This is a genomic window from Paraburkholderia bonniea (genome assembly GCF_009455625.1).
Classification (GTDB): Bacteria; Pseudomonadota; Gammaproteobacteria; order Burkholderiales; family Burkholderiaceae; genus Paraburkholderia; species Paraburkholderia bonniea.
Genome location: NZ_QPEQ01000001.1, coordinates 2,423,519 through 2,437,430, shown reverse-complemented (window position 1 = coordinate 2,437,430; position 13,912 = coordinate 2,423,519). Strand labels below are relative to the sequence as shown.

At 60.4% G+C, this 13,912-nt stretch carries 8 protein-coding genes; 5 read left to right on the top strand and 3 right to left on the bottom strand.

Features of this window, described 5'->3' with window-relative positions; all coding sequences use genetic code 11:
* Nucleotides 1-12: 12 nt before the first annotated feature.
* Nucleotides 13-4,209, top strand: a complete 4,197-nt coding sequence (locus tag GH656_RS10735) for a translocation/assembly module TamB domain-containing protein (protein ID WP_153075869.1) — start codon at nt 13-15, stop codon at nt 4,207-4,209.
* Between the two features lie 89 nt (nt 4,210-4,298).
* Here GH656_RS10735 and GH656_RS10730 read toward each other — a convergent pair whose 3' ends face one another.
* The 3 genes from GH656_RS10730 to GH656_RS10720 all read right to left on the bottom strand — a co-directional run bounded on the left by GH656_RS10730 (nt 4,299) and on the right by GH656_RS10720 (nt 8,727).
* Entirely contained in the window at nt 4,299-4,796 is a 498-nt protein-coding gene (locus tag GH656_RS10730) for a hypothetical protein (RefSeq protein ID WP_153075868.1), read from the bottom strand.
* Nucleotides 4,797-5,429: 633 nt separating this feature from the next.
* The gene (gene metG / locus GH656_RS10725; RefSeq protein WP_153075867.1) at nt 5,430-7,598 is read right to left on the bottom strand and encodes a methionine--tRNA ligase; all 2,169 of its coding nucleotides are present in this window, start codon (nt 7,596-7,598) and stop codon (nt 5,430-5,432) included.
* A gap of 481 nt (nt 7,599-8,079) precedes the next feature.
* The gene (locus tag GH656_RS10720) at nt 8,080-8,727 is read right to left on the bottom strand and encodes a YiaD family glycine zipper/OmpA-like lipoprotein (protein ID WP_153075866.1); all 648 of its coding nucleotides are present in this window, start codon (nt 8,725-8,727) and stop codon (nt 8,080-8,082) included.
* A 302-nt stretch (nt 8,728-9,029) separates the two neighbouring features.
* Between GH656_RS10720 and apbC the strand changes: the two genes are divergently transcribed.
* From apbC to GH656_RS10700, 4 genes are all read left to right on the top strand, one after another.
* Nucleotides 9,030-10,121: an iron-sulfur cluster carrier protein ApbC gene (apbC, locus tag GH656_RS10715; protein ID WP_153075865.1), complete on the top strand. Its 1,092-nt coding sequence runs from the start codon at nt 9,030-9,032 to the stop codon at nt 10,119-10,121.
* Nucleotides 10,122-10,241: 120 nt separating this feature from the next.
* On the top strand, nt 10,242-10,775 hold the full coding sequence (locus GH656_RS10710; protein WP_153075864.1) for a superoxide dismutase family protein: 534 nt from the start codon (nt 10,242-10,244) through the stop codon (nt 10,773-10,775).
* Nucleotides 10,776-10,949: 174 nt separating this feature from the next.
* Nucleotides 10,950-11,519 (top strand): dCTP deaminase, encoded by a 570-nt coding sequence (gene dcd / locus GH656_RS10705; RefSeq protein ID WP_153075863.1) that lies wholly within the window; start codon nt 10,950-10,952, stop codon nt 11,517-11,519.
* Between the two features lie 107 nt (nt 11,520-11,626).
* Nucleotides 11,627-13,909 (top strand): arginine/lysine/ornithine decarboxylase, encoded by a 2,283-nt coding sequence (locus GH656_RS10700; RefSeq protein WP_153075862.1) that lies wholly within the window; start codon nt 11,627-11,629, stop codon nt 13,907-13,909.
* Nucleotides 13,910-13,912 lie beyond the last annotated feature (3 nt).

The following is a 13,912-nucleotide window of genomic DNA, read 5'->3' as shown; positions in this document are numbered from 1 at the left end:
CTGGTATTCAGCATGACAACCGATGTCCCCGTGAGCCCCAGCCCGTCTACGCCAGACCAGCCACCGCCGCCACCACCGTCGTTTGCACGGCGCTGGTGGCGGCGGCTGTGGCGCACGTGCGCCTGGACGGTGGGCGTGCTGGTGCTGCTGGTGGCCTTGCTGGTGGGCGCGTTGTGCGGTGCGGTATGGACCGAGCGTGGCACCAGCTATGCGTGGCAGACCGTGGTGGGCATGTTCTTTGGGCGGTTGACCGGCACGCTGGAGGGCGGCACGCTGGCGAGCGGCATCCGGCTGCGGCAGATCGAATGGCGCAGCCCCGATGCCAACGGGCTGGCGTTCAAGATCGACCACATCACCGGGCGCTGGACGCTGAGCCGCAAGCCGTGGCGTTTAGCGATTGAGTCTTTGCACGTCGGGACGATTGATCTGCGCCCTGGCGCGCCTGAACCCGAGAGCAGCACGCCGCTGACACTGCCGCAGGATCTGCGTTTGCCGCTGCAACTGCTGGTGCGCGATCTGCGGGTCGAGAAATTACGCCTGCATGAAGGCACGACGACGACCGAATACGTCCGTCTGAAGTTTTATGGCCGCAGCGATGGGCGTCATCACGAAGCGTCGCTTGAGCGGCTCGATACGCCGTTTGGCGCGGTGAATCTCACGGCGAAGCTCGATGGCGTCCGGCCGTTTGCGCTGAGCGGCACGCTGGGCTACGCCGGCAAGCTGAGCAACGAAGCGGTTCAGGTGCAAGGGCAGCTGTCAGGTTCGCTGGAGCAACTGATTGCTGAGCTGGATGCGAGCGGCATGAAACTCGCGGGCCATGCGCGGATCGAAGCGACGCCGTTCGGCGCGGTGCCGTTACAGCGCGCGACGCTGGCGTTCGATCACGTGAATCCGCAGGCCTTTGCCGAGGGCGCGCCGCAAGCGGACCTGACGCTGCGTGCCGAATTAAAGCCCGCGCCTGTTAGCGCCGCAGCGCGAGCGCATGACAGCAAGGCGGCGGATACCAGCAGCACCAAACGTCCCGCCAGACAAACCACCCGCCATGCGCAAGCGGCGGCAGCTACACCCGCGGCGGGTTTCGCGGTCAGCGGTACGGTCTCGGTGGTCAACGCCAAACCGGGGGCGCTTGACCAGAACCTGCTGCCATTGATCGACGCTCGCACGGAGGTGTATCTCGACGCGCACACCCAGCGCATCTCGAACCTCAATGTGCGCCTGGTCAAGCGCGCGACGCTCAGCGGGGGCGGCGCGCTGGCTGGCAAGCATGGCCAGTTCGATCTGAAAGTCGCGGGGCTCGACCTGAATGCGCTCGAAGCCAGTCTGCGTCCCACGCAACTGGCCGGGCCCATTGCCATTCGTCTGAACGGTGACGAGCAGCACCTGACGCTCGATCTGGCCGATCCAGCCACTGCGTTGCGCGCCCAGGCGAGCGCGCGCTTCAATCCGGCCCGGATCAATCTGGAGCGGGTGAATGTCAGCGCGGGTCAGGGGAGCGTGGCGCTCACCGGCGTGCTGAATCACGATGCGCGTTCGTCTTACGCGCTAAAGGCGGCGCTGACGGATTTCAACCCGTTGCTGCTGATGGCGCAAACCGCTGCCACTCGGGCATCGCCCGCACCTGCATCCGCATCCGCACCCAGATCCGCCGCTGGCACTCAATCCGCCCCAGCTTCTGCCAGGGCAAAGGCCCGCACGGCGGCAGCGCAGCGCCCACCCGCGGCAGCACCCAGACGCAAAATCGAAGCCCGCGTAAATGGCACGCTGAATGTGGCGGGCACGCTCGCGCCGCAGCTCACCGCGCAGGCTGATTTCAAACTGGGCGAGAGTGTCTATGACGGTCTGCCACTCACTGGCAGCGGCACGGTGCAGGTGGCAGGGACACGGCTCTTGCCGAGTCACGCGGCACTGTCGGTGGCGGGCAATCAGGTGAATCTGCAAGGCAGCTTTGGCGCACGCGGCGACCGTCTGCGTTTTCGCGTCGATGCACCCCAGCTCGAACGGCTGGGCTTTGGCCTCACGGGTGTGCTGGCGGCCGATGGCGATGTGACGGGCAGCCTCGCTCATCCCGATCTGGTGCTGAACTACAACGCGCAAAACGTCGCGTTTGGTGCGAACCGGATCGGTGCGGCCAAAGGTCATGCCGAGTTGCGCGATGGCCCGAACGGTGCGCTGGTTTTTAGCACCGACGCGAGTGGCCTCAGCGCCGAAGGCATCGAAGTGCCGAGCCTCACGGCGCGTCTGCGTGGCACACGGGCGAATCACACGCTCGAAGCCTCCGCGTTAGGCAAGTTCTACGGCCGCAAGCTGGATTTGGCGCTGGCAGCTAACGGTCATCTGAACGACAGCCCGGAGGGCATGCGCTGGAACGGCACTGTTTCGCGTCTGCAAAATCGCGGCACACCCGAGCTGAATCTGGAAGCCCCGCTGGCGCTCAGCGCGCAGGCAAACCGCGTGACGCTGGGCGCGACCCGGCTGAGCTTCGAAGGCGCGCTGCTCAATCTGAAATCGTTTGTGTTCGATCACGGCCAGATTCGCTCGGCGGGAACCTTGAGCAGCGTTGCGCTGGCGCGCCTGCTGGCATTGCAAGCAGAGATCAGCGGTACGCCTTCGCCGCTGAAAACGGATCTGGTGTTCGACGGCGACTGGGATTTCAACCTGGGCAAGAGCGCGAGCGGTCATCTCCAGATCAAGCGGCGCGAGGGCGATGCGACCGTTGAGGTGGGCCGAGGCATTGCTTCGCTGGGCATCACGGCGCTTGCCGCGCGCGCGGAGTTTTCTGGCGGCAACCGCCTGAACGCGACGCTGCATGGGCAAGCCAGCCGTCTGGGCGTGCTCGATGTGAACGCCCAGACCACGCTCGCGCTGCGCGACGGCCTGCTGACACTGAGCGAAGAAGCGCCCGTCAGCGGCAAGGTAGTGGCAGACCTGCCTTCGCTCAAGACGACTGGTGGACTGTTTGGCCCGAGCTATTTGCTGGACGGCCGGCTGTCGCTCAAGCTCACGCTCGCCGGCACCATGGCGCAGCCCCGGTTGTCAGGCGCGCTGACGGGCGATGGCTTGTCAGCGACGCTGGTCGATCAGGGCGTGCAGTTGAAAGACGGCGTCGTCCGGATTGGGCTGCTGGAAAACAAGGTGGATTTTCAGCAGGTCGAATTTCACGGCGCGAGTGGCACGCTGCGCGCCAAGGGCCAGGTGCGTCTGGGTGACACGGACCCGGATCTGAACGCCAGCATCGTCGCTGACAAACTGGAGCTGTTTGCTGCCCCCGACCGTCAACTGTCGCTCTCGGGCAGCGCGAGTGTTACCAGTGCGGGCTCGCAAGGCGGGATGGCGATCAATGGCAAGTTCACCGTCGATCACGCGCTCTTCGATATGCCTGAAGAGGCCGCGCCCAAACTAGGTGACGACGTGGTGATCGTGCGTGCCGACGGTACGGTGCGCGGCGAGAAGCTGCCGAAGCTGACCAACTCGGATCGGCCCGCCAGCCCGTTTGCTCCGCGCGCGAATATTGATCTCAATCTCGGGGAAAATTTCCGCTTCCGTGGCCAGGGCGCGGATCTTGGCCTGCGCGGCACGATTACCGCGATGAGCGCGCCGAACCAGCCGTTGCGCGCAGTGGGCAATGTGCGTGTGACGCAAGGCTCGACCTACACTTCGTTCGGCCGCAAGCTCGCCATCGAGAACGGGTTTTTCACCTTTAACGGGCCAGTGGCTAACCCCGGCATCAATATCCTGGCGATGCGGCGCAACCAGCAGGTCGAGGCTGGTGTGCAGGTGACGGGCACGGTTCAGTCACCGACGGCCAAGCTGGTTTCCGAGCCAAACGTGGCGGATAACGAAAAGCTCTCGTGGCTGCTTTTTGGCCATGGCACGGATCAGGGCAACAGCCTCGGACAACAGAGCGCGATGACCACCGCATTGGCGCTGCTGGGCAGCGCGGGTGGCAAGCGGATCGCGCAGACGTTCGGGCTGGATGAGTTTTCGATTGGCCGCAGCGACGTGGGCCTGACTGACCCGCAAGTGGTGATGGTGTCGAAAGCGATCAACGAATGGCTGGTGATTGGCTACGAGCAGGGTTTGCAGTCAGCCAGTAATGCGATCAAGGCGACGGTCAACCTGACACGGTACTGGTCCGTCGCGGCCTACGGCGGGACTTTCCAGGGGGTGGACCTGCTGTATACGCGGCGTTTTGACCGCTGGCAGTGGTGAGCGGGGGCGGGTGCTGTAACGGGCCTTGCTGGTTGTGCCTGTGTGACGGGCAGCCAGCAAGGTGCTTGGCAATAGCCACGCCCCGGGCCTTAGTCAGGCTGCTTCATATTCACTGGTTTTGTGTGTGCGTTAAGGAATTCCTTAAGCGGCAAGGGCTTTGAGTCACCGAACAATTCTTTTTGCAGGCTGGCGATGTCCGGCGCTATCGATTTTTCGAATGAAGGACGTTCCGTGCCTATTTCTATACATTGCTGATGCGGCACGACACGTGAAGTTATTGGCAGTTGATTAATTGCTACGCCCCTAATAGAGGGGGAAGCCGGGGTGCTGCTGAATTTCCTATATTCCCAGGCCTGTGACGATGTAGATGTGGATATCAATTCGGGGCTCGAAGGCACGGAGAATAACCTGAGTTCGCATAATTCATGCGGATTATTTTTAATTTTCTGAAAAATATCAGGTGATGCCAGAGGTGTTGAGTTAATAGGCGTTGCATCAAGCGGTGTTGAATCAAGCGGTGTTGAATCAGAAGTGCCGGTGAATAGGTTGGCATACGCTGTTCTAGATGCTGAGGATAGTTGGTTCATGTTTCACCATTTCGATAATAAAATTAAATGCATTGGTTGATAGTTTTGCGTCGCGCTGGTTATCTTTCAAATTTTCTCCGCGAACACACCATGTTCTTTCGCTATTGCAGCAGGGAAATTCCGGAATAGACGATTGAAGTCTTGCAGCAAGTATGGAAGTGGCAAGCTGGTTCACAATATCGTGCTTAAAAGCTTATCTGATGCCAAAACTCCATTTGGCACCGGGTTTAATTTGACGGGTTTGCAAGAATTAAATCCTCCGGTTTATCCCGTCATACTCCGGGAAAGACTGCTGAAAGATAAATTAATCATCTTTCTGCCTCATAAATTTTCTGAATTTTGATGCGGAATGAATGGTGCTGTCAAGCGCAAATATCAGATTAAAAAATAACTGCTTAAGCAGTTTGTTTGCGCGTTTTTAAATCATTACGTTTCGAATTTGAAATTGATGCTGAAATTATCGTTCCCTGTTTTTTTAGCGCCATTTATTAACTGGAATGCAGCACATGTTCTCAGTGACGCTTTTCTGGGAATCGTTCCCAATTTTTTGCTGTTTCGCTGTAAACGACACAGGCACCCCGTGGGGTGCCTGTGTCGCCAGCTATACCGTGCTAGCCAGCAGTGTTACCCGTGTTACTTCACCCGCATGCCGGGCTTGGCACCGCTATCGGGCTCCAGCACATAAATGCCTGGTTCGGCTTTTTCGTTAGTGGCGGATGCCGCTAGCACCATCCCTTCTGAGATGCCGAATTTCATCTTGCGCGGTGCCAGATTGGCCACCATCACCGTCAGCTTGCCGACCAGTTGCTCAGGCTGATACGCCGACTTGATGCCCGAGAACACATTGCGAGTGGTTTCTTCGCCGACGTCGAGCGTGAGCTGCAGTAGCTTGTCCGAGCCTTCCACCGCACTGCAGGCGACGATCTTTGCAATGCGCAGGTCGATTTTGGCGAAGTCGTCGATCGAGATCATGCCGGGAGGCGCTTCAGCGGTTTGGGCTGCGCTGCCGGCTTTGGCCTTGGCTTTAGCGGGTGCAGCGGTGGCAGCAGCGATGGCGGCTGTGCCACACGTAGCGGCTGCGGGATTCTCGCTGGCTTGCAGCGATTCGCGGTTGGCCGCCAGCAACGCATCAATCTGCTTTTGCTCGACACGCGTCATCAAATGCTTGTACGCATTGACCGGCTGCGCGGAGCTGAGCGGCACGGCGGCATCAGCCCATTGCAGCGGGGCAATGCCCAAAAAGCCTTCCACCGCTTGCGCCAGCGCGGGCAGCACCGGCTTGAGCGCGAGCGTCAGCAGACGGAAGGCTTCGATGCTGACGCTGCAGGTTTCGTGCAATGCGACTGCGTTAGCGCTGTCTTTAGCTTGATCCCACGGCTTGGCACTATCGACGAAGGCATTCACAGCATCTGCCAGCTCCATGGTCTGGCGCAGCGCGCGGTTGTACTCACGCGCTTCATACAGCGCGGCAATGTTCGGGATCGCGGCGCGCAACGTAACCAGCAGCGGGTGCTGCATCGCGCTGTCCTGCACTCGGCCTTCGAAGCGCTTGAACAAAAAGCCCGCCGTGCGGCTGGCGATATTCACGTACTTGCCCACCAGATCGCTATTCACGCGCGCCTGGAAGTCGTCGAGATTCAGATCGAGGTCTTCCATCGTGCTGTTGAGCTTGGCCGCGAAGTAGTAGCGCAGCCATTCGGGGTTGAGCCCGGTTTCGATCATGCTTTGCGCGGTGATAAAGGTGCCGCGCGATTTCGACATCTTCACGCCATCGACGGTCAGAAAGCCGTGCGCGAACACATTGGTGGGCGTGCGATGGCCAGAGAATTCGAGCATCGCGGGCCAGAACAGCGTGTGGAAATACAGGATGTCTTTGCCGATGAAATGGTATTGCTCAGCCGTCGAGCCCTTGCGCACCCATGCGTCGAAATCAATCCCGCGTTGCGCGGCCAGGTGCTTGAAGCTGGCGTAATAGCCGACGGGAGCATCGAGCCAGACATAAAAATATTTGCCGGGCGCGTCAGGAATTTCGAAGCCGAAATACGGCGCATCGCGTGAGATATCCCAGTCGGCCAGCTTGGCTTCGCCTACGCCGCCAAGCCACTCGCGCATCTTGTTGGTGGCTTCTGGCTGTGCCAGCCCACCGACCCAGCCGCGCAGGAAATTTTCGCAGCGAGGGTCTGACAGGCGGAAGAAATAATGCGTCGAGGTTTTGCGCACGGGAGTCGCGCCTGACACCACCGAGTAAGGCTTGACCAGATCGGTGGGCTGATAGGCCGCACCGCACGCTTCACAGTTGTCGCCGTATTGATCTTTGGCACCGCACTTCGGGCATTCACCCTTGATGAAGCGGTCTGGCAGAAACATTTCGCGTACTGGATCGTAGGCCTGCTCAATGTCACGGGCTTCGATCAGGCCCGCATCTTTGAGCGCGCGATAAAACGTTTCGGCGAGCACGCGGTTTTCATCGGAATCGGTGGTGTAGTAGTTGTCGAACGAAATGCCGAAGTGATCGAAATCGCGTTTGTGCTCCTGCCACACTCGCTCGATCAGTGCTTTGGGCGTGATCCCTTCTTTTTCCGCGCGCAGCATGATGGGCGTGCCGTGCGTATCGTCCGCGCCGACGTAATAAACCTCGTGGCCATGCATGCGCAGGGCTCGGGCCCAAATATCGGTCTGGATGTATTCGACCAGATGGCCAATATGAATTTGTCCGTTGGCGTAAGGCAGTGCTGACGTGACAAGAATCTGGCGGCGGCCGGTTGGCGCGCCTGCGGACGGATCGGTGGCGGGTGCTGACATAGGGCTTTTCTGAAGGGGGGAGATGCGCGGGGCGCGGGATGCGGCGAATGAAATACGAAAGGCCGATTCTAGCAGGGCTCTAACAGCGTGAGACGGCGGCGCGGGCTGGCTGGACACGCGTGGAGAGCGGTTTTTAGCGGCGACTCTGAGGTGTGGTTGGGTACCAGTGCCGCGTATTAGGGACAGTGGGGGAGAGCGAGGGGAGAGTGAAGAACAGCGCAGATGAGTGAGTGGCAATAAGCCCATGCAGGCCCATGCAGGCAAAAAAAACCGGGGCGCTATCGAGCCCCGGAGCAACAACGACAAGAGGAGAATGGTGCCGCAGTGGCCTTGCCAGCTGCGTACCGTAAAGAAAGACCGTGAATTTCCGGCGGAGTTCGAAAAATTTTCGGCCTTTTTTACGGTGCTGTGACTCCGCTTGCTGTGTTGCTGTCCTGGGCGCTGCGCTCAATATGCTCAGCGCGCTCAGGACAGCGTTGCTTTACTGCGCGCGCTGCGTGGCGCGCAGGAACACTTCGACCCGGCGGTTTTGTGCGCGGCCGGCTTCAGTGCTGTTGTCTGCCACCGGCTGGGTCTGGCCAACGCCTTGGGCCGACAGGCGTTGCGCTGCGATGCCGCGTTGCGCGAGGTAGTTCGTCACACTTTGCGCGCGGTTGACTGACAGCGTCTGGTTATGCGCGGGCTGGCCGGTGCTGTCGGTATGGCCTACCACCTGGGCGGTCACTTCCGGGTTTTGCACCAGCGTTTGCGCTACCTGGTCGAGCACTGGGGCAAAGCTTGGCTTGATGGCGTAGCTGTCGGTATCGAAGGTGACCGAGCTCGGGATGTTCAGCTTGAGCGAGCCATCCGGTTGTTCGGTGATCTGTGTGCCCGTGCCCGCTGTTGCGCCCGAGAGCTTGTTGCGGATTGCTTGCCAGTTATAGCCGGTGATGCCGCCAGCGGCTGCGCCCACGCCTGCGCCGATGGCAGCACCCTTGCCGCCGCCGATCAGCGCGCCGATGCCAGCGCCCAGCCCCGCTCCCACGCCCGTGCCCACTGCGGTGTTGGTGCCTTGCGGGTTGGCACAGCCAGCCAGCACTGCGCCTGCGATAACGAATACCGACAGACGAGTTGCAATTGTTGCGTTCATTCTGTTTCCTCTCTAGTTAAAAGTATGGATGGCGGCCTTGGCCCAGCCTCTTGCCGCGATGGGCACAAGAGGGGCTGACAGGTGTTCCGCCGTGGCCCAGCGCCAGCTACTACAATAGCGGCCGAAGTATGCAGCAAGACGGCCCGGGAGGTGTCCGGGGCCGTCTTGCTGTGGCTTTTGCCGCGGGCAAAACCTGCTCGCCCAGCACCTGTATGCCATGCCGTGCAGCTAGTTTCCTAGTGCCGCTGGCATTCGGGTGTCCGATTCTGCCACGCCACACGCGTTTTCCCCAGGGAGTTTTAATGAGCATTGACCGGGCTTTGATTGACGCGGCCCTAGCGACGGCTGTCGACCCGAATACCGGCCAGCCGTTTGCCGCCGCGAAGAATTTTCGCAATCTGACGTTGGGCGATAACGGCATCGTGAGCGTTGATCTGGTGCTGGGATATCCGGCTCAAACCCAGTTTGCTGCGCTGCAAGCGCTCGTCGTTGACGCGTTGCGGACGGTGCCAGGTGTGACCGGTGTGCAGGTGCAGGTGTCACAGAAAATCGCCGCGCATGCGGTTCAGCGCGGCGTGCAGTTGCTACCCAATGTAAAGAACATCGTCGCGGTGGCCTCCGGCAAAGGCGGTGTTGGCAAAAGCACCACGGCCGTCAATCTCGCGCTGGCGCTGGCGAGCGAGGGCGCGGCGGTCGGCATTCTGGATGCCGATATTTATGGCCCCTCGCTGCCGATGATGCTGGGCATCGAAGGCCGTCCTGAATCACCTGACGGCAAGTCGATGAATCCGATGAGCGGCCATGGCTTGCAGGCCAACTCGATTGGTTTTCTGGTTGAGCAGGACAACCCAATGGTCTGGCGTGGCCCGATGGCCACTTCAGCGCTCGAACAGCTATTGCGTCAGACCAACTGGCACGAGCTCGATTATCTGATCGTGGATATGCCGCCAGGCACCGGAGATATCCAGTTGACGCTCTCGCAGCGTGTGCCCGTGACCGGCGCGGTCATTGTCACGACGCCGCAGGATATTGCGCTGCTTGATGCCCGCAAGGGGCTCAAGATGTTTGAGAAAGTTGGGATTCCGATCCTTGGCATTGTCGAAAACATGAGCATGCATATCTGTTCGAACTGTGGCCACGAAGAGCCGGTGTTCGGCGCGGGCGGCGGCGCGCGGATGGCGCAGGATTACGGCGTGGAAGTGCTGGGCAGCTTGCCGCTCGATCGTGGAATCCGCGAGCAGGCCGATTCTGGCCGGCCTACCGTGGTGGCGGACCCGCACGGACGGATTGCGGATATTTACCGGACGATTGCGCGACGCGTGGCCGTGCAGATTGCCGAGCGCGCCCGTGACATGACTTCGAAGTTTCCCAGCATCGTGGTGCAAAACACCTGAGATGCATAAGCACAGGCTGTTTCAACGCGATAAAAGCCGTCTGGGTGGCTGTATCATGGCGGCTTCATCAGGTCTGGCGCGGTGGCCGCAGGGGCGGCTCCGGGCTGGCAAGAGGATCGCATGAGAAACCAATTCGATGCCCGGGCTGTATCCGGGCTCCTTGTCATTGCCGCCAGCGTGCTCTTGCTGGATGGCTGCACGACATTTCTGAAACCCCAGGAAAAGCGGGCGGATGCCCAGTTACTCTCGACCGTCGGTAACACGGCGCGCGGCACGGTGACGTTTATCGAGCGCTCGGACGGGGTGCAGGTGACCTACAACGTTGCGGGCCTGCCCGCCAATAGCGATCACGCGCTGCAGGTGCATGAGCGCGGTGATTGCAATGCCACCGATGGCTCCAGCGCGGGCGCGGTGTTTGCGCCCACGGCTGAGCGCCTGCGCGCCGGAGCGCGGGTCGAAGGTGATCTGGGCAATATTCACGCGGATGCCAATGGGGTGGCGGCAGGCTTTATCGTCGCGCCGGATGTCTCGCTGGATGGCGTGCGCTCCGTGCTGCAACGCTCAGTACTGATTCATCACGACGCGACCGATCCTTATGCCTGGCCGCCGCATGGTGCGGGGGCGGCGCTGGCGTGCGGTGTGATTCGCCAGTAATGGCAGTGAGGGGGCATGCCGGGAGGTCGCCAGACGCCCACCGGGGGATCACGTAAAATTAGCGCCTTTCGCCCAGCGTGGTTGTTGCCGGTGCGTTATCCGCTGCCGCTGCAGCGCCGGTTCAGCCCGCTGTTCAGCTTTCTTCCTCGCGCTTTTCGCGCAACGCATTTAGACATGACTATCAAATCCGACAAGTGGATCCGGCGCATGGCCGCCGAGCAGCAAATGATCGAGCCGTTCGCGCCCGCTCAGGTCCGGGTAGCGGAGGATGGCCGCAAGATCGTCAGCTATGGCACCTCCAGCTACGGCTACGACATCCGCTGTGCAGACGAATTCAAGATCTTTACCAATATCAACTCGACCATCGTCGACCCGAAAAACTTCGACGAAAAATCGTTTGTCGATTTCAAGGGTGACGTCTGCATCATTCCGCCCAATTCCTTCGCGCTGGCGCGCACGGTCGAATACTTCCGCATTCCGCGCAGTGTGCTGACCGTCTGCCTGGGTAAATCCACCTATGCGCGCTGCGGCATCATCGTCAACGTCACGCCGTTTGAACCCGAGTGGGAAGGCTACGTGACGCTCGAATTCTCGAATACCACGCCGCTGCCAGCCAAGATTTACGCCAATGAAGGCGTGGCTCAGGTGCTGTTTTTTGAAAGCGACGAAGTGTGTGAAGTGTCCTATGCCGACCGTGGCGGTAAATACCAGGGCCAGCATGGCGTGACGTTGCCCCGGGCTTGAGCGGCACGGCGCAGCGCGCGCGAAGACTGACTGCCAGACCTCGAACGGGGCTGGCCAAATAACCGCTGAATTTCACGAGACAGCGGTTGTTTTTTTGGAGAAGCACAATGAAGTTTCGTTTTCCTGTCGTCATCATCGACGAAGATTTTCGCTCCGAGAATATCTCGGGTTCCGGCATTCGCGCGCTCGCCGAGGCTATCGAGAAAGAAGGTGTGGAAGTGCTCGGGTTGACGAGCTATGGCGACCTGACTTCGTTTGCGCAGCAGTCAAGCCGCGCGTCGTGCTTCATCCTGTCGCTCGATGACGATGAGGTGCTGCCCTACATCAGCGCGGTGGCCGAAGGCGAGACGCCGGAGCTGGCTGCCGCGATCATCGCGCTGCGGGCGTTTGTCGCGGAAGTGCGGCGGCGCAATGCGGATATCCCGATCTTCCTGTACGGCGAAACGCGCACCTCGCGGCATTTGCCAAACGACATCCTGCGTGAGCTGCATGGCTTCATTCATATGTTCGAAGACACGCCGGAGTTCGTCGCGCGTCACATCATCCGCGAGGCGAAGGTGTATCTCGATTCGCTCGCGCCGCCGTTTTTCAAGGAGCTGGTGCAGTACGCCGAAGAGGGTTCTTACTCGTGGCATTGCCCGGGGCATTCGGGGGGCGTGGCATTTTTGAAGAGCCCGCTGGGGCAGATGTTCCATCAGTTCTTCGGCGAGAACATGCTGCGCGCCGATGTCTGCAATGCGGTCGATGAACTGGGCCAGTTGCTCGACCACACCGGGCCCGTGGCGGCATCGGAGCGCAACGCGGCACGTATTTTCAATGCCGATCACCTGTTTTTTGTCACGAACGGCACGTCGACATCGAACAAGATCGTCTGGCATGCGACCGTCGCGCCTGGCGACATCGTGCTGGTGGACCGCAACTGTCACAAGTCGATCCTGCATGCGATCACGATGACCGGCTCGATCCCGGTGTTTTTGACGCCCACGCGTAATAATTTCGGCATCATCGGCCCGATTCCGCGCGACGAATTCAAGCCTGAAAACATCCGCAAGAAAATCGAAGCCAATCCGTTCGCGCGCGAGGCGCTGGCACAAAACCCCAACCTCAAGCCGCGCATTCTGACCATTACGCAAAGCACTTACGACGGCGTGGTCTACAACGTCGAAATGATCAAGGACTTGCTGGGCGACCTGCTCGACACGCTGCATTTCGACGAAGCGTGGCTGCCGCATGCCGAGTTCCATCCGTTTTACCAGGACATGCACGCGATTGGCGCGGGCCGTCCGCGCACCGGCGCGCTGGTGTTTGCGACCCACTCGACGCACAAGCTGCTGGCCGGTATTTCGCAGGCCTCGCAAATCGTTGTGCAGGACTCCGAGAACAGGGTGTTCGATCGCCATCGTTTCAATGAGGCGTATCTGATGCATACCTCCACCAGCCCGCAGTACGCGATCATCGCGTCGTGCGACGTCGCCGCCGCCATGATGGAGCCGCCTGGCGGCACGGCGCTGGTCGAAGAATCCATTGCCGAAGCATTAGATTTCCGCCGGGCCATGCGCAAGGTCGATGCCGAATATGGCGACGAATGGTTCTTCAAGGTCTGGGGCCCAGACGAACTCACCGAAGAGGGCATCGGCTCGCGCGAAGACTGGATCTTGCGCCCGAATGACCACTGGCACGGTTTTGGCGCGCTGGCCGAGGGTTTCAATATGCTCGACCCGATCAAGGCGACGATCGTCACGCCGGGTCTGGATATGGACGGCGGCTTTGGTGAAACCGGCATTCCGGCGGCGATCGTCACGAAGTATCTGGCGGAGCACGGGATCATCGTGGAGAAAACCGGGCTGTACTCGTTTTTCATCATGTTCACGATTGGCATCACCAAAGGGCGCTGGAACTCGATGGTGACCGAGCTGCAGCAGTTCAAGGACGACTACGACAACAACCAGCCGTTGTGGCGCGTGCTGCCCGATTTCGTGGCCCAGCATCCGGCTTATGAGCGGGTGGGTTTGCGCGATCTGTGCGCGCAGATTCATAGCGTCTATCGTGCCAACGACATCGCCCGCATGACGACCGAGATGTATCTCTCCAGCATGGAGCCCGCGATGAAACCGTCGGATGCCTTTGCCAAGCTGGCGCACCGCGAGATCGACCGGGTGCCGATTGATGAGCTTGAAGGCCGCGTGACCTCGATTTTGCTGACGCCGTATCCGCCAGGCATTCCGCTGCTGATTCCCGGTGAGCGTTTTAACCGGACCATCGTCAACTACTTGCGTTTCGCGCGCGAGTTTAATGAGAGCTTCCCCGGGTTCCATACGGATATCCACGGGCTGGTGGCCGAGCGGGTTGATGGCCGGGTCGAATACTTTGTCGATTGTGTGCGGCTCTGATGC

Coding starts and splice junctions, on each gene's coding strand:
- apbC (WP_153075865.1), top strand. CDS start 9,030: ATGAGCATTGACCGGGCTTTGATTGACGCGGCCCTAGCGACGGCTGTC.
- dcd (WP_153075863.1), top strand. CDS start 10,950: ATGACTATCAAATCCGACAAGTGGATCCGGCGCATGGCCGCCGAGCAG.
- metG (WP_153075867.1), bottom strand. CDS start 7,598: ATGTCAGCACCCGCCACCGATCCGTCCGCAGGCGCGCCAACCGGCCGC.
- GH656_RS10735 (WP_153075869.1), top strand. CDS start 13: ATGACAACCGATGTCCCCGTGAGCCCCAGCCCGTCTACGCCAGACCAG.
- GH656_RS10730 (WP_153075868.1), bottom strand. CDS start 4,796: ATGAACCAACTATCCTCAGCATCTAGAACAGCGTATGCCAACCTATTC.
- GH656_RS10710 (WP_153075864.1), top strand. CDS start 10,242: ATGAGAAACCAATTCGATGCCCGGGCTGTATCCGGGCTCCTTGTCATT.
- GH656_RS10720 (WP_153075866.1), bottom strand. CDS start 8,727: ATGAACGCAACAATTGCAACTCGTCTGTCGGTATTCGTTATCGCAGGC.
- GH656_RS10700 (WP_153075862.1), top strand. CDS start 11,627: ATGAAGTTTCGTTTTCCTGTCGTCATCATCGACGAAGATTTTCGCTCC.